This is a genomic window from Janthinobacterium sp. GW460-12-1-14-LB5 (assembly GCF_059423585.1).
Map to the genome: position 1 here is coordinate 112208 of NZ_JBWKYD010000018.1, position 18058 is coordinate 130265.

Here is an 18058-nt window from a genome sequence, read left to right on the forward strand (position 1 = left end):
AAGGGATTTCATGAAACGCATCAGTCTTACGCAATACCTGGTTGAAGAGCAGCGCTCGAACAACAGCATTCCGGCCGAACTGCGCCTGCTGATCGAAGTCGTCGCGCGCGCCTGCAAAACCATCAGCCACGCCGTCGGCAAGGGCGCCCTCGGTGAAGTGCTGGGCACGGCCGACACGGAAAACGTGCAGGGCGAAGTACAGAAAAAACTCGACATCATCTCCAACGAGATCCTGCTGGAAGCGAACGAATGGGGCGGCCACCTGGCGGCCATGGCGTCGGAAGAGATGGAATCGATCCATCCGATCCCGAACCGCTATCCGAAGGGCGAATACATGCTGCTGTTCGACCCATTGGATGGCTCGTCGAACATCGACGTCAACGTCTCGATCGGCACCATCTTCTCGGTGCTGAAGGCGCCGGACGGCATGGGCCAGCCGACCGAGCAGGACTTCATGCAGGCAGGTAGCAAGCAAGTGGCGGCCGGCTACGCCGTGTACGGCCCGCAAACCATGCTGGTGCTGACTTTCGGCAATGGCGTGAACTGCTTCACCCTGGACCGCGAAATGGGTTCGTGGGTGCTCACGCAAAGCAATATGCAGATTCCGCCGACGACGAAGGAATTTGCCATCAATATGTCGAACGCACGCCACTGGCATCCGCCCGTGAAGCGCTATGTCGATGAACTGCTGGCCGGCGACACGGGCCCGCGCGGCACCAATTTCAACATGCGCTGGATCGCCTCGATGGTGGCCGACGTGCACCGCATCCTGAACCGCGGCGGCATCTTCATGTACCCGGCCGACCTGCGCGACACCTCGATGCCCGGCAAGCTGCGCCTGATGTACGAAGCGAACCCGATGGCCTTCATCGTCGAGCAAGCCGGCGGCGCGGCCACCGACGGCCAGCAGCGCATCATGGACATCGCTCCGCACAAGCTGCACCAGCGCGTGCCCGTCTTCCTCGGCTCGAAGGACGAAGTGGCCCGCGTGACGGCGTATCACGCCGAGTAAAAGCCGCACTTTTCCGCGATTTTCAGCGGCCCGCAGCCGGGCCGCTAAAAAAAATGAAAAAAGTTCGCGTTGACACTAGCAAATTTTGTGCATTGTTTGTAGAATGTGGGTCTTCGCCGTTGTAGCTCAGTTGGTAGAGCAGCACATTCGTAATGTGAAGGTCGCCAGTTCGATTCCGGCCAACGGCACCAAGTTTCATCAGAAAACCCGCTTACCTGCAAAGGTCAGCGGGTTTTTTGTTTGCCGGCCATCGGCACTTCATCGCTGCCGCCGCTTAAAACTCTTCCCAGTCAGGCTCCGTGGTCTTGCGGCGCGTGGCCGGCCTGGCGCTGCTGATACGCGCCACCTGCGTCCCGGGCGTGGTGCCGGGGCGCCGGGCAGGGACGGCGTTCGTTTGCGGCGTGGAGGCAGCAGCGGGCGCCGCCAGGCGGAACACGCTGACGGCCTGCACCAGTTCCCCGGCCTGCTGCTTCAGGCTGATGGCTGCCGCCGCCATCTGTTCCACCAGGGCTGCGTTCTGCTGCGTCACTTCATCCATCTGCGTCACCGCCTCGCCGATCTGTGCAACGCCGGCGCTCTGCTCGACGCTGGCCGAGCTGATTTCGGCCATGATGTCGGTGACGCGGGTGATGCTGTCGACGACCCGCGTCATGGTGCTGCCGGCCTGGTCGACCAGGGTCGTGCCCTGTTCGACGCGGGCCACGCTGTCGTTGATCAGCAACTTGATTTCCTTGGCCGCTTCGGCGCTGCGTCCGGCCAGGCTGCGTACCTCCGTAGCGACGACGGCAAAGCCGCGTCCCTGCTCGCCGGCGCGTGCTGCTTCCACTGCCGCATTGAGCGCCAGGATATTCGTCTGGAAGGCGATGCCGTCGATGACGTTGATGATGTCGGCGATGCGCTTGCTGGCGGCGTGGATGCCGCGCATGGTCTCTACTACCTGGGCGACCACGGCGCCGCCGGCCAGTGCCACCTGCGATGCCTGCTGCGCCAGGGTGTTGGCCTGGCGCGCGTTATCGGCATTCTGGTTGACGGTGGAGCTGAGTTCTTCCATCGAGGCGGCGGTCTGCTCGAGTGCACTGGCCTGGCTTTCGGTGCGGGCGCTTAGGTCCTGGTTGCCAGCGGCGATTTCGGCGCTGCCCAGCGCCACGCTTTCCGAGTTGTGGCGCACCGTCGCGACCACGGCAGTCAGGCTGTCGCGCATGCTGGCCAGTGCCCCCAGCAGCCGGGCCACTTCGGCCGGCCCCTGGCGCCGGATGTCGGCCGACAGGTCGCCCGAAGCCATCACGTCGGACAGGCGTACCGCGTGGTCGAGCGAAACGGCGATCTGGCGATACACATACCAGAGGGCCGCCGCCAGCGTGGCGATCAGCAGCACGGCGACGGCGCTCAGCGCGCCGAACCAGAAGTGCTTGGCCTGCTCCGCTTCTTCAATGGCCTGGCTCGTGCGGCGGTCCAGCATGCCGAGGAACTCGTCGACCGGGCGCATGATGCGGGCCTTGGCTGCATGGTAGGCCGCGTCGTGCATCATGCTGCGCGCCTTGGCCAGGTCGGGGGCATCCTGGCGCGTGAAGGCGCCGCTCTGGTCCGCGTACAGGCCCTTGACCATGTTCATGGCCACCGTTTCAGTGCGTACCAGCTCGTTGGAATTGACTTCCGCTTCCTTGAGCTTGGCGAATTCGGCCTCACTGAAGCCGGCCGCCTTCATCAGGCTCGTCAGCGCGATGGCCTTGTCCGAGCCCTTGCCCGGGTCGATGTCCGCGGCGCGGAAGTCCCAGTAGATTTTTTCGTACTGCGCGGGGCGCGCCTTCTTGCCGCTGCGGATAGCGAGAATTTCCAGGTATTGCTGTTCCCATTTCGGCTCGCCCGACACGACATAGGTACGCGCCAGGCGGGTCAGGTCGTCGGAACTTTGACGCATTTCGTCCGCCAGCAGGTAGGAGGCATAGCGCGAATCGTGGGCGGCGCTGACGGCCGCCGATGCCAGGCTGACGCGGTAGATGCCGAAACCCACCAGGGCAATGACGAGGCCGACGACGGCCAGGGCCGTGGCGAACATGAACTTGATGCTGGACGATTTCATGGTTTTCTTCCTTGTTGTTGTTGTTGTTGTTGTTGTTGTTGTTGTTGTTGTTGTTGAACGGGTGGCGCGCCATACATGCGCGACAGTTTGTCCAGTAGCATGCTGGTGTCTTCCAGCGCGGCGCGGCGCGCCGGCGTATTCTGTTCAAAGTGCATGTCGCGCAGGGTCTGCGCGGCGGTGACCAGCGTGTCGCGCAAGCGCAGCAGATGGCTGATCGTCGCCTCGAGGTCGGTGGGCGGGCCTGGCATGGCCTTCTGCGTATGGTCTGTCAATGCATTCTCCTGTAACGATGGCGCGCATGGCGCTGTGGTATTGCCCAGTCTAAATAGAATTGGGCGTGGTAAAAATCAACTAGTTGAAGTTGGGAATCAATTGCCGCGCGGGCCACTGGGCGATGGGCACTGGTTTGCCGAACAGATAGCCCTGGAAGGCATGGCAGCCTTTTTCCGCGAGGAAGCGGTACTGCGGTTCGGTCTCGACGCCTTCGGCGATCACGTGCAGGCCGAGCGACTGGCTCATGACGATGATGGCGTGGACGATGGCGGCGTCGCTGGCGTTGGCGGTGACGTCGTGCACGAAGGATTGGTCGATTTTCAACTGGTCCAGGGGCAGGCGGCGCAAGTAGGACAGCGAGGAAAAGCCGGTGCCGAAGTCGTCCATCGACATCCTGACGCCGAGCGCGCGGATGTCGTGCATGCGTTCGATGACGTCGTCGACACTGTCGAGCAGCACGCTCTCGGTCAGTTCCAGCTTCAGCAGCGCCGGCCGCACCTGGTACTGCTGCAGCGCCTCGCGCACCTGCTCGACGAAGTCGCGGCGGCGGAACTGGCGTGCGCTGACGTTGATGGACAGGGTCAGTTGCGCGCTGTCCGGCGCGCCGGCCCAGGCTTGCAATTGGGCGCAGGCCGTATGCAGCACCCACAGGCCCAGCGGCACGATCAGGCCGCTTTCCTCGGCCAGCGGAATGAATTGGGCTGGCGACACCGACGGCCGGTCCGGCGGCAGCCAGCGCAGCAGCGCTTCGGCCCCGACCAGGCGGCCGGCCAGGTCCACCTGGGGCTGGTAATACAGCTGGAATTCATCGCGGTGCAGGCCCTTGCCGAGCGCCGCCTCGAGCAGCGCGCGCGATTCGATCTCCGCCAGCATCGCCGTGTTGAAAAAGCAGATGCCATTGCGTCCTCCCTGCTTGGCGTGCGCCAGCGCCGCTTCGCCCTGGCGCAGGATGTCGTCGATGGACAGGCGCTGGCCGCGGTACAGCGTGATGCCGATGCCGGCCGTGGCATGGCAGAACTGGGCGTCGGCGCAGAACTGGTAAGGGTGGCACAGTTCGCCACGGATGCGCTGCGCCACGGCACCGGCCTGTGCGGCAGCGTCCGCTTCGTCGCACGCGAGATTGGCCAGCAGGATGATGAATTCATCGGCGCCCACGCGCGCAACCGTATCGGCCGGGGTGGCGCAGTCGCGCAGACGCTGCGCCACCTCGCACAGCAGGCGGTCGCCGGCGGCGCGCCCCTCGATGTCATTGAGGCTCCTGAAACTGTCGAGGTTGATGACGAGCATGGCGCCGTAGGCCTGCTGATTGACGGCCACGGCCTGGCCCAGGCGCTCCATCATCATGCGCCGGTTCGGCAAATCGGTCAGGCCGTCATAGTAAGCCAGGTGGCGGATGCGTTCTTCGGCCAGCTTGCGCTCGCTGATATCGCGCACGACGGCCTGGACGACCGGCGCGCCTTCCAGTTCTATCGCGCTCAGCAGCACTTCGGCGTGGAAGTCGCGGCCCGTGTCGAGGCGGCGGTAGACCCAGTCGTAGCGCACGACGCGCTGCGCCAGCGCCACCGCGATCTGCGATTCGAACAGGGCCACCGAGCCGCTGCCACATGGCTGCTGCGTGGGCGACAGGTCGCCGGGACTGTTGGCCAGGAAGGCGGGCTTGCTGCCGCAGCCGAAGACGTCCAGAGTGGCGCGGTTGCAGTCGAGCAGGCCGCGTGCGTCGACCAGCCAGACGGCGTCGCTGATCGAGTTGTACAAGGTGCGCAATTTCAATTCGGAGTGCTGCAGCTCTTCCCGGTTGCCGCGCAGCTCGGCCATCGCCGCCAGTTCGGCCTTGCGCCGGCGGTAAGCCTTGCGTCCCTGGATGATGGTCGAGGCGGTGAAGGCGGCGGCCAGCAGCGACAGCACCGCCAGCTGCTGCCACCAGGGCTGCAGATAGTCCTGCGTGGCCAGGCCGACGAAGATGTAGAAGGGCTGGCGCGGACTCTTGCGGTAGGCCATGCGCCGCGCGATGCCGTCCAGCGCGACCACGGTGCGGTAGCTGCCTGCCGCCGGCGCCGCCGCGATGTGGGCGCGCGTGGCCGGCGAAACCGTGCGGCTGCCGATGACCAGCCGATTCCACGCCTGTTCGGGAAAGCGCGCCACCAGCGCCATGTCGGCGCTGCGCAGGGAAATGATGCCGTGGCGGCCGACGTCGAAGGCGGCGATCAGGCGTGCCAGGTAGTCCAGCGGCAGCTCCGCGTAGACGACGCCGGCGAAACTGCCATCGCTGTGGCTCAGGCGCCGCGCCATCAGCACTACGCGCTTGCCGCTGGCGCTGCTGCTGCCCGGCGCGGCGATGATCAGCTGCGACTGCGGGTCGCGCGCGGCGCGCAGGATATCGTCGCGCAGGCGCAGCGGCGGCTGCCCGGCCGGCGCCTGCGGGCCGTACAGGATGGCACCGCTGGCGTCGGCCACGCCGACCGTTTCGACTTCATGGATCTGCGCGCGCTGCTGCAGCATGCTGGCATGCAGTGTCGCGGCGTCGATGCCGTGCGCGGCGAGCTGCTGTTGCGCCTCGCTCTGGATGCCGAGCAGGACGAGGTCGACCTTGCCGAAGACCTCGGCGACGCTCGTTTCGAGCGCGTAGGCGAGGTTTTGCGTGGCGAGGGCGGCCTGTTCTTCGTAGTGCCGTGCGCTGTGGAACAGGGTCAGGGCCGCCAGCGCATAAAACGCAATGTTGCTGAAGGAAACCTTCAGTACCTTGCGCATGTAAGGCGAACCGGTCCAACTGCGCCATTTGTTTGCGTTCATCCTTGTCGTCTCCGTGGAGCCCGGGCGGCGGTTCAGCGCGGTCGCGCTGGCGCGCCGGCGCGCGTCATGCCATCAGCCTGGCCATGGGCCGGATGGGACTGTCTTGCCTGGGTTCATCCTTGCGCCTGCCCTTGTTCAAGAGCTGGGACAGGTATTGCAGCGTGATCTCCAGATACGAGGACAGCGTCTTTTGCGAGATGCGCCTCTCGAGTCCGGGGTAGTCGCGCAGGAACGAGGCAAGCCGGGTTTGCGCCGACGCGCCGTACTGGGCATGGCTGCGCCGCGACTGCTGCTTGAGCATGTATTCGATCACCTTGAGGTGATAAGCGTCGAGCACGCTGTGGCTGGCGCGCAGGGTGACGACCTTGTCCCAATCGAGGCGAAAGGCTTCCACCGCCGTTTCGGCCGTCAGCGAGTGCAGCGCGGGCAAGCCGCTGGCGCCCTGCAGCAGGTCGTGGTAGGGCGTGGCATTGTGGCCTTCGGTGGAAAAGGCCGCCGTAATATCGTCGCCGGAAGGCGTGTTGACGCCGCAGCAGACGATGCCGGAGGTAATCCAGTACACGTGCCTGGCCGGCGAGCCGGCGCGCTGCAGATAGTCGCCCTTGTCCAGCGAGACGGCGACGGCGAGCGGCGCCAGCAGCATGCTGACGGCGGCGTAGGTGGCGGCATCGATGTCGTAGCGGGCAAGCATGTCCGCCTCGAAGCGCTTGCGCTGCGCCAGGAAGGCTTGCTGAGAATTATTCATTGTGTCTCCATGAGAACGGGGGAACGGGCTCAAAAGAGCTCGATGGTGCCGGCTTCGACTTCCGTGAGGATGCCGGCGTCGACCAGGCTGCCGTAGTGGAGTATCCGGTTGCGTCCGGCGCGCTTGGCTTCGTACAGGGTCTGGTCGGCGCGGCTGACGATGGCGTTGGCCAGGACCGCGGAACTGGCCAGGCAAAAGCCGCCACTGATCGTCACGGCACCCACGCGCGGAAAGTTGAATTGCGCAATCGTCAGGCGTGCCCGCTCGAATGCCAGCGTGGCCTGCTCCAGGTCGCTGGCGGCGATGACGGCGATGAATTCCTCGCCGCCGTAGCGGTACAGCAGGTCGCTGCTGCGGAATGCGCCGTCGAGCAGGCGCGCCACCAGCAACAGTACTTCGTCGCCGATCATGTGGCCGTAGTTGTCGTTGATGCGCTTGAAGTGGTCGATGTCAAGCAAGCCCAACCAATAGGTTTCGGGCACCTCGGCGGCGTCGCCCGATTGCGCCGCCAGTTCATCCCACAGGCGTTCCAGGTTCAGTTCCAGCGAATGGCGGTTGCGCAAGCCCGTCAGGCGGTCGCGCTGGCTCGTGTCGAGCAAGGCGTAATAGTTGGAAAACACTTCCAGCACGCCGTGGATGACGGCGTCCTCGACCGGGGTGACGGCGTGGCTGCGCTCGAAGATCAGATAGCCGCACAGTTCGTTGCCTCCATGTAAGGGGTAGCCGATCATCAGGTGCGACTCCAGCGCCCGGCTGCAGGAACGGCCCAACAGGCGCATGTCGGCCAGCAATTGCGCCACGTGCGGCGGCACATGGGCGCCGCTGCGCACCTCTTCGACCTGCTCGGTGATGCGTTCGGTGCCGTCGGTGGTCGGGCCGCTGCTGCGCGAATGGCGCAGCACGCGCACGACGTCGCGGTTTTCGTCGGTGCGGTAGAGCGATGTCTGCAGCACGCCCAGCATCGGCCCGAGCGTGCGCAGCAAGCTCTTCTCGACCAGTTGCATGTCACGGATGGCTGTCATGGTGCCCAGCTTCTTGAGCAGGCCGGGCAGCGGCCGGGCGGCAGGAGGATGCTCCATCTTCGCCGCGTCCGGTGATGGCGGCGCAGCGGCGGCCGGCGGCCGCTGGACGGCACCGGCCGGGCGCGTTTGAATGGTGGTCTTTTTTGACATGTTTCTTTCAGGAACTAAGTGCGATGCGGGGCGGCTGGCGCTGGCCAGCAAGTGATTGAAATCATATTTGTCAGGCGGTAGGGGGTCACCATACTTAAGTATGGATTTGCGCTATCTGTTGCGCGATCCGCAACATCTATTGCATTGGCAACACACCGGTGCGGCGCGCCTTGCAGACGGCCTGGCCGCGGTTGCTGACGCTGAGCTTGCGGAAGATTTGCCCCAGGTGCCATTTCACGGTATTGACGGACAAGTCCAGCAGGTCGGCGATGGCGCCGTTGGTGCGGCCCAGCGCCACCAGGGCCAGCAGGGTGGCTTCGGTGGGCGTGAGCTGTGCCGCAGGCAAGGCGGCGGCGGGGGTGTCGGCGCCGCGCAGCAGCACGTCCAGGTGCGTGGCGGCCTGGGTGCTGAGCAGGCGGCGTGCCTTGCCGCGCATGATGCGCAGCAAGCCGAGCGCATCGCTGCCTTCGTCCAGGAACAGGCGCAGCATGCCGGAAGCGGCCGCCTGTTCCAGCGCCAGGGCCATTTCGGCTTCCGCTTCCCTGGCCTTGTCCAGTTGGGCCAGGGCGATGGCCAGCAGCACGCGCAGCTTGGTGGCGCGCCAGCGGCGCCCGGTGGCCAGTGCATGCGTCAGCAGGCGGCCGATCAGGGCCTCGGCTTCGGGCAAGGGCCCCAGCCGTATCAGCAGGCGCGCCTGGGCGATGCCGGCGCCATCGATTTCCTGACTGGGCAGGATGCAGCGTTCATCGCCGGCCCAGACGGGCTGCAGCAGGATCGAGGCGTGCCAGGAGACGGCATCGTGGTTGCCGGCAAGTAGCGCCATGCGCGACTGTTCGGCTTCGAGCAGCGCGCGTGCGGGGGCCGGCAGCCGTGCGCGCCCCTGGCGGCAGGCGGCTTCCAGCCATTGCCGCGCGGCCGTCTGGCCCTGTTGCAGCGCCAGCATCCGGGCCTGCATCACCAGCATGGCGGCGCGCGCGTCCCAGGGCAGTGCGGCGGCGGGCAGGCTGCGCGCCAGCGCGAGGCGGGCCGTCACCAGGTCGAGGCGGTTGCGTTCGTAAGCGATCAGCAGGGCCAGCCCGACGCTGTAGCCATGGAAGAAGAAGGGGGGAATCTGCTCGGCGTGCTGTTGCGCCAGCGCATCGGCCGCCGTCAGTTGTTGCAGCGCCGCGTCAAAATTGCCGCCGATGGCATCCAGATACGCTTGCAGGAAGCCGACCAAGGCCAAGCCGATGGGCGAGCCGGAAGCGGCGCAATCGCGCCGCGCCGTCACCAGCAGTGCCGCTGCCTCGGCCAGCTCGCCGCGCCACAGGCAGGTATAGACGGCCAGGTGGCGCGGATCGGCCGGGGCGGGCGGCGCCATCGTCGCGTGCGACTTGTGTCCTGCGGCAAGTGCGATGCAGCGGTCGGTGTCGCCGGCCAGAAAGGCCAGCAGCGGAGCGATGCCGTCGAGGCTGGCGGCGTAGCGCGGGTCGGCGCCAATGAGGGCGCTGCGGCGGCGGTAGAAATGCAGCCAGTTTGCCAGTTCGGTGCCTCGCGCCGCGCACAGCAACCCGACCAGCAAGGCGCCCGACAGCGCCGGTCGCTGTTGCAGCATGGCGGTAGGCAACTGTTCGCAGCAGTGCACGATGCGCTCGAACTGGCCGCCGGCGGACAGCGCGGCGATGACGCGCTCGAGTGCGTCTGCCGCCTGCGCGTGGGCGCCGGCCATGAGGAAGCAATCGATGGCTTGCTCGACGTGGCCTTGGCGCGCCAGCCAGGTTCCCGCCCTGGCGTACACGGCACTGGGCACGGGCTGGCGCAGGGCCAGGTGGCCGGCCAGCAGCGGATGGCAGCGCAGCCAGCCGCCCGGCAGTTGCCGCAGGGGCAGGCCGGCCGCTTGCAGCCATGCCATCTGTTGTCCGCCGTCGCCGCTTCCCAGCGCCGCCTCGAGCAGGCTGGCGCAAAAGGTGGCCAGCGGCGCTGCCGTGGTCAGCAGGCGGCGCATCGGCTCGTCCAGCGCGCCCAGCACTTCGCGCTGCAGGTAAGCGTTAAATTCGGGCAAGGCGGAAAGGATGAACCTGTCCGCCCCCTCGTGGCGGCGCAGCTTTTTCCATGCCGGCGCGATCAGTGCAATAGCCGCTGGCCAGCCTTCGCTGACGCGTTGCAAAAGGGCAACATCATCGGGTGGAATATCGATCGTTTGCTGCTGCAGGTAGCTTGCCGTTTCCGCCGGCGAGAACTGCAGATCGTCCATATCGAGCTCGACCAGCGTACCGGCCACCTTCAGCGCGGCGATGCCGCCGTGGTGCAGCGCGCGGGCCGCCAGGTAGATGCGCATCGAGGGCGGCAGGACACACGCAAACAGGGCGAACAGGTCGCGGATGGCCGCGCCGTCGAGATGCTCGACGGCATCAAGGTACAGATGGGTGGCGCTTGAACTGGCCAACAGGGCGTCGTTGTCGGGCGCGAGCACTGGAGCGAGGCGCAGCGCGGCATGCAGGCTGCGGCGCAGCGTGGCCGGATCGTTGTCGGCGTGGTCCAGGTTCAGCCAGGCGACGTGGGCGCCCGCGCGTGCGCGCCGGGCATGGGCGGCGCGCAGCAGCGCCGTCTTGCCGTAGCCGGCGGGGGCGCGCAGCAGCACGAGGCGGAAGGCGCCGTCCGCGGACAGTTCGCGCAATGGTACTTCGCGTTCCATCTGGGGGACGTTGCCGAATGGCGGCGTCAGCTTCAGTAAATGGGGATACGGCAAGGTGTGCGCTCCAGGGAAGCAAGGTGGCGGCAGACAGATGAAAAAGCGACGAATATAGTCAAATGCGGCGTCCTTTGCGCCCTACTAAAGTACGGTTTTTGGCGCGCCTGGCGCCGCGCCGGCCACGCTGCTATCATGGATGCGAGGGCGTGGGCAGTGGCGCAAGCCGGCCTGCGCCGGTCTCTGCCGGCGGCGAGCCGGCGGAAAGGAGGACGCGATGTTGCCGACGTGGCTATTGGCTCCCGTGCTGCTGGCGGCGGCGCTGTGCGGCGCTGCGCGCGCGCAGGCGCTGGAGATACTGACGGCCGAGATTGCGCCCCTGGCCTTCAGCAAGGATGGCAAGGTGACGGGCTTTTGCGTCGAGGTGGTGGCGGAAATCCAGCGCCGCCTCGGCGACCGCTCGCCGATGCGCCTGATGCCGTGGGCGCGCGCCTACCTGATGGCGCAGAGCGGCGCCAACGTGGTGCTGGTGTGCCCCAAGCGCACGGCCGAGCGCGAGCGGCAATTCCAATGGGTGGGGCCGCTGCTGGTGTCGCAAACGAATTTTTATGCCAGGCGCGGCGCGGGCATCCATCTGGGCAGTGTGAACGACGCCAAGGCCCTGTCGGGCGTGATGGCGCCGCGTGCCTTTTATTCCTATAGCTACTTGCAGCAGGCCGGTTTTGCCAACCTGGAAGTGGTGAACAACTCGGCCACCATGCTGGCCATGCTGCTGGCCGGCCGGCACCCGCTGATGGCGCTGGACCAGGAACAGCTGCCGGCCCTGCTGGAGCAGGCGGGCGTGGCCGCCGATGCTGTCGAACTCGCGTACCCGATCTTTTCGATCGGCAGCTATCTCACTTTCCCCCTGTCGACCGATCCTGCCCTGGTGCTGCGCTGGCAGCGCACGCTCGAGCGCATGAAGCGCGACGGCGCCTATGATGTCATCGCGCGGCGCTGGCTCGGCACGGCGGCGAAGTGAGGCGGATGGATTTCCGGGGCAGGGCGGACAGGCTATTGCTGGGGCAGCAGGCCCAGCTGGCGCGCGTTGAAGACGGCCTGGCCCCGGTTGCCGGCGTCCAGCTTGCGGAAGATCTGCCCCAGATGCCACTTCACCGTGCTCACGGAGAGGAACAGGTTGGCGCCGATTTCCTGGTTCGATTTGCCCTGCGCCACCAGTGACAGCAGCGCGTACTCGGTCTGCGTCAGCGTCACCGCCGGCGGCGCGGCGTCGGTGGCCGCGCCGCCCCCCCGCAGCACGGCATCGAGGTGGGCGGCGGCGGCGATGCTGAGCAGGTGGCGCGACTTGGCCTGCATGTGCGCCAGCAGCGGAAGGATGTCGGGGCCTTCGTCGAGAAAGCTGCGCACCATGCCCGAGCGCGCCGCCTGCTCCAGGGCCAGGGCCAGTTCCCGCTGCGCGTCCTTGGGCAAGCCGTTGCGTTGCAAGGCGATCGCCAGCAGCACGCGCAGCTTGGTGGCACGCCACAGGCGCCCGGCCGCCAGCGCATGCGCCAGCAACTGGCCGATGCGCGCCAGCGCTTCGCCGGGCGCCGCATGGATCATCAGGCGCGCCTGGACGATGCCGGCGCCGTCGATCTCCTGGCAGGAAACGATGCAGCGTTCGTGCCCGGGCCAGCTGGCATCGAGCAGCAGGGCGGCGTAGCCGGCCACCGACTCGGGGCGCACCGTCTGGATTGCCATGCGCGACAGTTCGCCCTCGAGCGCCGCGCGCGCGGGCGAGGCGGAGCGCGGATGGCCCTGCATGATCTGCCCTTCCAGCCAGCGCGTCGCGGCGGCGGGATTTTCCTTGATGGCCAGCATGCGCGCCTGCACGATGGAGACGGCGCTCAGAGAGTCCCATGGCAAGCCCAGCGGGATCAGGCTGCGGGCGAAGGTCAGGCGCGAGGCCACCAGGTCGAGGGCGTTGCGCTCATAGTCGATCAGCAGGATCAGGCCCGCGCTGAACGGGTACAGCAGGGCCGGCGAGATCTTGTCGCTGTGGCGCTGGGCCAGCGCGTCGATGGCCGCCAGCTGCTGCAGCGCGGCGTCAAAATTGCCCTGGATCGCATCGAGGTAGGCTTGCAGGAAGTAGACGATGGCCAGGCCGGAAATGGTGCCCGACTCGCGGCAGGCGCGGCGCGCCTCGATGAGCAGCGCGGCTGCCTCGTCGAGCATGCCGCGCCACAGGCAGGTGTAGGCCGCCACGTAGGCCAGGGTGGCGCGGTCGTTCGGATTGGCCTGGCGCTGCTGCGGCCAGTCGCGGTCCGCCAGCGCGATGGTGCGCGCGGTATCTCCGTCGAGAAAGGCCAGCACGGGGTCGAGCGCGCGCAAGCCTTCGCCGTAGAGCGGGTCGGCGTCCGGCTTGCCTGCCTGCTGGCGGAAGTAGTCGAGCCAGCGCGCCAGGTCGTCGCGCCGCGACGAGTACACCATGCCCACCACGAGCGCGCTGGTGAGGGCCGGGCGGCGCTTCAGCAACGCGTCGGGCAACTGGTCGCACCACTGGATGATGCTGGGGAACTGGCCGTGCAGGCGCAGCTGGCCGACGATGCTTTCGAGGGTATCGGCCGCCTGTTCGTATTCGCCGCCCTTGAGGAAGTAATCGATCGCCTCGAAGGCGTAACCATGGCCCGTCAGCCATTCCGCCGCCCGCACATAGATGGCCGGCGGCGGCCGGTGGTGCAGCACGATGTGCTCGGCGAACAGCGGGTGGTAGCGGAACCAGTTGTTTTGCAGCGGCTGGATCGGCAGGCCGGCCGCGCGGATGGCGGCGATCAGGCGCGCGCTGTCGCCGCTTGCGCGCACGCAGTCGGCCAGTTCGGCGTGAAAAGAGCTCAGCGCCGCCGTCGCGATGAGAAATTCCTTGATATCGTCGCTCTGCGCTTCGAACACTTCCTCGGCCAGGTATTCGCCCAGGTCGCGCAGGCCCGGCAATTGCGGCAACGCAACATGGCCGCGGCCTTGCAGCCGTTTCCAGGCTAGGCCGATGAGCTCGACGGCGGCGGGCCAGCCTTCGCTGGTCCGCTGCAGCAGGACCACGTCGGCCGCGGACAGGTCGAACTGGGCGCGCTGCAGGTAGCTGGCCGTCTCGGCCTGGCTGAACTGCAGGTCTTCCATGTCCAGCTCGAGCAGCGCGCCATTGGCTTTCAGCGCCGCTACGCTGTGGCCGCGCAGCGAGCGGGCGCCGATGAACACGCTCATCGGCGCCGGCAGCACGTCGGCGATCAGCGTGAACACGAGGGCGATATTGCTTGTGTCGAGCAGTTCCACGTCGTCGAGGAAGAGGTGGGTGACGCGCGTATCGCCGAGTCGGACATAGTTGTCCTGCGGCGGCTCGGGCGTGACGAGCAGGGCGGCGCGCATGCCCAGCAGCAGGCGGGCGGGATCGTTGTCGCTGCTGTCGAAGGTCAGCCAGGCCACGTTCCCTCCGGCCGCGCTGGCATCGGCGCGGATCATGCGCATCAGCGACGTCTTGCCGTAGCCGGCCGGTGCGCGCAGCAGCACCAGGCGGAAGGCGCCAAGGGAGGAGAGCTTGCGCAACACCTGTTCCCGCTCCATCAGGGGGCGGGCGGTAGAGGGGGGCGCAAGCTTGAGGGTGTTGAGGTCTAACAATTTATTCATGTCCCCCGCTGGCAAGAAAGCGCCTGCAATCGGCCATCCGGGCGGACGGTCAAAGCGGTTTGTATCGTCGCATAGAACTATTCGGACAAGCAATCAAATTGTCGGCAAGGGGGCAGGCACGGGTTTTCCGTGGACGTTTTGCCACAGGACGGAGCACGGCGGGGGAGGCCGGGGACGGTCTTGCCTGCCCCTGCCTTGTCGGCTTATACACGAACTCGCGTCGCACGGCCGGCTTGTGCGCCAGCAGCAGGGACCGCTTTGTCAAGGCATTCGCCCGCCCCGCCAGGCAGGCGGGGATGGTTATTTCCATCAGGAATGTAAGTCTGTGCTTCAAGGTGTGGCACCGCACGGTGGCACCCGGCGGGCGCGGTTAAGGTGGTGGCAACAGCTTGCTGCTGATCCAGCATTTGATATGGCTCAGCCCGGCAGCGTTTAGCCGCTTCTTTTTCCCGGAAGCGAGGAGAATCATGATTCGGTCACGGCATCGAGCATGGTTGATTTATTCACCTTTGAAGGAAACCATCATGAACGCGATTGAAAAAACCAGCTCCGAGATGAACGGCGCCGCCCAGGATACCCGCCAGGAATTGCACCGCGCCATCGACAAGGTGGCGAGCCAGGCCCAGCCCCTGGCCGACAAGGTCGCCACGCGGGCCCATGACGGCGTGGACCAGGTGGGCGAGCGCATCGACCAAGTCAGCGACACGATGTCGAAGGCTTCCGAACGCCTGATGGCGCGCGGCAAGCAATTGGGCGCCGCCTGCCAGCGCGCCGGCGAAACGGGCCGCGGCTATGTGCGCGAACGCCCGGCCGTGTCCTTGCTGATTGCGGCAGCGGCCGGTTATGGCCTGTCGAAGCTGCTGGGTTCGCGTAAATAAGTTTTACGCTTTCCTGGAAGTATTTGTCGTGGGCGCTGTTCCCTTCGCCGTCATGGCGGAGGAAACAGTGCCCACGCGCACAAGGTAGTAGCAGGCAGTAAAGGAGAGTGAAGATGCGCTCCATTTTGTTGTGGTTGATTGGTGTACCTATTCCCATCATTGTTTTGATTGCCCTGTTCGTGCGCTGAATGAGGGAGTTGTAGCGTTCTCCCGGGGCAAACTACTCACAGGAGACGTAATGGCTACCAATAAAAAAACGCCGTCCACGGACGGTGCGGGTTCAGTACTGAGCAGCATGTCCGGCCCATCCGAGAGCGATCCGCCGCACAGCCTGGGCAGCGATAGCGACACCGCGCAGGCGCTGTTGAAAAAGGCTGCCGCCGGACAGGCGCTGGCCGCCGGCATGCCCGACAATCCGAATCTCGCCGGCCAGTATGGCGACGCGGCGCGCGCGCCGGCCGAAGGCGTGCATGTGGCGTCGGGCGAAGCGCTGGCCACGGCCAGCACGACGGGTGAAACGATACCGTCGCCGAAGACGGGCGATGGCCAGCCGGCCTTGGGCGAGAATGCGCGCAATGCCTCGCTCGACGGCGCCCGCAGCGACGACAGCGGCTGCGTGCTGACGACCAACCAGGGCGTGCCCGTGGGCGACAACCAGAACTCGCTGAAGGCGGGCTTGCGCGGCCCCACCCTGATGGAAGATTTTATTTTGCGTGAAAAGCTCACGCATTTCGACCATGAGCGCATCCCCGAGCGCGTCGTGCATGCGCGCGGTTCCGCCGCCCACGGCTATTTCGAATGCTACAAGGAGCAAAGCAAGCTGACGCGCGCCGCGCCTTTCGCCAAGGCGGGCAAGCGCACGCCCGTCTTCGTGCGCTTTTCCACGGTGGCCGGCGAGCGCGGCTCGACCGACACGGCGCGCGACGTGCGCGGCTTCGCCGTGAAGTTTTATACGGACGAGGGCAACTGGGACCTGGTCGGCAACAACATCCCCGTCTTCTTCATCCAGGATGCGATGAAGTTCCCCGACCTGATCCACTCCGTCAAGCCCGAACCCAATAACGGCATTCCGCAGGCGGCCAGCGCGCACGACACCTTCTGGGATTTCGCCTCGCTGTCGCCGGAAATCACGCACATGCTGATGTGGGTCATGTCCGACCGCGCCATCCCGCGCAGTTTTCGCATGATGCAGGGCTTCGGCGTGCACACCTTCCGCCTCGTGAACGCCAAGGGACAATCCGTGTTCTGCAAATTTCACTGGTCGCCCATGGCCGGCACGCACTCGCTGGTGTGGGACGAAGCCGTCAAGCTCAGCGGCGCCGATTCCGACTTCCACCGGCGCGACCTGTGGGAAGCCATCGAGTGCGGCGAGTATCCCGAATACGAGCTGTCCTTCCAGGTATTCACGGAAGCGCAGGCCGAGGCGTTTGCCTTCGACGTGCTCGACCCCACCAAGCTGATCCCCGAAGAACTGGTGCCGCTGGTCCCCGTCGGGAAAATGGTCTTGAACCGCAATCCCGACAATTTCTTTGCCGAGACGGAGCAGGTGGCCTTTTGCACGGCGCACATCGTCCCCGGCATCGATTTTTCCAACGACCCGCTGCTGCAGGGCCGCATCCACTCGTACGTGGACACGCAGATCACGCGCCTGGGCGGCGCCAACTTCCATGAAATCCCCATCAACTCTCCGCTGGCGCCCCTGCACAACAACCAGCGCGATGGCATTCACCGCCAGGCCATCAACCGGGGCCGGGTCGCGTACGAGCCCAATTCGCTGGCGGGCGGCTGTCCGTTCCAGGCGGGCGCGAAGGGCTTCAACAGTTTTCCCGCGCCGACCGAAGGCGACAAGGTGCGCGGCAAGCCCGAGAAATTCGCCGAGCACTTTGGCCAGGCGCGGCTGTTCTGGATCAGCCAGACGCCCGTCGAACAAGACCATATCGTGCATGCGTTCCGCTTTGAACTGAGCAAGGTGCAGACGGTGGCCATCCGCAAGCGCATCGTCGCCATGCTGCGCAACGTCGACGAGACCCTGGCGCAGCGCCTGGCCGACGCGCTGGGCCTGGCGCTGCCGCCCGTCATGCCGCCCGTGTCCATGCTGCCGATTCCCACGTATCCGCCGTCGCCGGCGCTGTCGCTCTTTTTCCGCCCTGGAAAGACGGGCATCCACACCCTGCGCGTGGCCATCCTCGTGGGGCCGGGCAGCGATGGCGCGCAGGTGCGCAGCATCTATGCCTCGCTGCTGGCGGACGGCGCCGTGCCGCGCCTGGTGGGCAGCAACCTGGGGAAAGTCGACACGAGCGGCGGCGCGCCGCTGGCCGTGGAAATCTCGCTGGAAACGGGGCCTTCCGTGGTGTTCGACGCCGTCGTGGTGCCGGACGGCCAGGGCGCCGTGCAGCAGCTGGGCAGCGACGCCAATGCGCTCGACTTCCTGCGCCTGCAATACCGCCACTGCAAGCCGCTACTGGCCATCGGCGCGGGCAAGGGCTTGCTGGACAAGGCCGGCGTGCCGGTGACCCTGCCTGACGGCAAGCCCGATCCCGCCGTCATCGTCGTGCCTTCGAGCGATGTGCTGAAAGGCGTGGCGGCCTTTAAAAAGGCACTGGCCGCGCACCGGGCGTTTGCGCGCGAGACGGACCCTCCGCGCATATGATGTCCGTATGAGCGTCAGGGGGGCAGGCCAGGCTTGCCCCGCTGGCGTCACCGTGTGCGACGGTGCGCAACAATGTAAACAATAAAAACGTCCTGCGATGATATGCTGCTGACTAGAACTGTTCATTTGCAAC

The 18058-nt window shown here is 66.2% G+C and carries 11 protein-coding genes and 1 tRNA gene; 4 read left to right on the forward strand and 8 right to left on the reverse strand.

All coding sequences use genetic code 11. The features are described 5' to 3' along the window. Positions 1 to 10: 10 nt before the first annotated feature. Positions 11 to 1012 (forward strand): class 1 fructose-bisphosphatase, encoded by a 1002-nt coding sequence (locus AC07X6_RS19295; RefSeq protein WP_034747152.1) that lies wholly within the window; start codon positions 11 to 13, stop codon positions 1010 to 1012. A gap of 115 nt (positions 1013 to 1127) precedes the next feature. Continuing rightward, positions 1128 to 1203: transfer RNA gene (locus tag AC07X6_RS19300), tRNA-Thr, on the forward strand. A gap of 83 nt (positions 1204 to 1286) precedes the next feature. Here AC07X6_RS19300 and AC07X6_RS19305 read toward each other — a convergent pair. From AC07X6_RS19305 to AC07X6_RS19330, 6 genes are all read right to left on the reverse strand, one after another. Continuing rightward, on the reverse strand, positions 1287 to 3092 hold the full coding sequence (locus tag AC07X6_RS19305) for a methyl-accepting chemotaxis protein (RefSeq protein WP_474292609.1): 1806 nt from the start codon (positions 3090 to 3092) through the stop codon (positions 1287 to 1289). Then, positions 3089 to 3364, reverse strand: a complete 276-nt coding sequence (locus AC07X6_RS19310) for a hypothetical protein (protein WP_494792044.1) — start codon at positions 3362 to 3364, stop codon at positions 3089 to 3091. Before AC07X6_RS19310 ends, AC07X6_RS19305 begins: the two co-directional genes overlap by 4 nt. A 79-nt stretch (positions 3365 to 3443) precedes the next feature. Continuing rightward, positions 3444 to 6155 carry a bifunctional diguanylate cyclase/phosphodiesterase gene (locus tag AC07X6_RS19315; protein ID WP_494792045.1) on the reverse strand — a complete coding sequence of 904 codons (2712 nt, stop codon included), beginning with the start codon at positions 6153 to 6155 and terminating at the stop codon, positions 3444 to 3446. A gap of 64 nt (positions 6156 to 6219) precedes the next feature. Next, a complete protein-coding gene (locus AC07X6_RS19320) occupies positions 6220 to 6900 on the reverse strand; it encodes a Crp/Fnr family transcriptional regulator (RefSeq protein WP_494792046.1) in 681 nt (226 codons plus the stop codon). 29 nt (positions 6901 to 6929) lie between these two features. Further along, a complete protein-coding gene (locus AC07X6_RS19325; RefSeq protein WP_494792047.1) occupies positions 6930 to 8072 on the reverse strand; it encodes a GGDEF domain-containing protein in 1143 nt (380 codons plus the stop codon). 136 nt (positions 8073 to 8208) lie between these two features. Continuing rightward, positions 8209 to 10800: a winged helix-turn-helix domain-containing protein gene (locus AC07X6_RS19330; protein WP_494792048.1), complete on the reverse strand. Its 2592-nt coding sequence runs from the start codon at positions 10798 to 10800 to the stop codon at positions 8209 to 8211. A gap of 217 nt (positions 10801 to 11017) precedes the next feature. Here AC07X6_RS19330 and AC07X6_RS19335 point away from each other — a divergent pair, with 217 nt between their 5' ends. Beyond that, entirely contained in the window at positions 11018 to 11761 is a 744-nt protein-coding gene (locus AC07X6_RS19335; RefSeq protein ID WP_494792049.1) for a substrate-binding periplasmic protein, read from the forward strand. A gap of 32 nt (positions 11762 to 11793) precedes the next feature. Here AC07X6_RS19335 and AC07X6_RS19340 read toward each other — a convergent pair whose 3' ends face one another. Further along, entirely contained in the window at positions 11794 to 14397 is a 2604-nt protein-coding gene (locus tag AC07X6_RS19340; protein WP_494792050.1) for a winged helix-turn-helix domain-containing protein, read from the reverse strand. A gap of 503 nt (positions 14398 to 14900) precedes the next feature. After that, positions 14901 to 15242, reverse strand: coding sequence for a hypothetical protein (locus AC07X6_RS19345; RefSeq protein WP_494792069.1), 342 nt, complete (start codon positions 15240 to 15242; stop codon positions 14901 to 14903). Positions 15243 to 15513: 271 nt separating this feature from the next. Here AC07X6_RS19345 and AC07X6_RS19350 point away from each other — a divergent pair, with 271 nt between their 5' ends. Next, on the forward strand, positions 15514 to 17925 hold the full coding sequence (locus tag AC07X6_RS19350; protein WP_494792051.1) for a catalase: 2412 nt from the start codon (positions 15514 to 15516) through the stop codon (positions 17923 to 17925). The last annotated feature ends 133 nt before the right edge of the window (positions 17926 to 18058 follow it).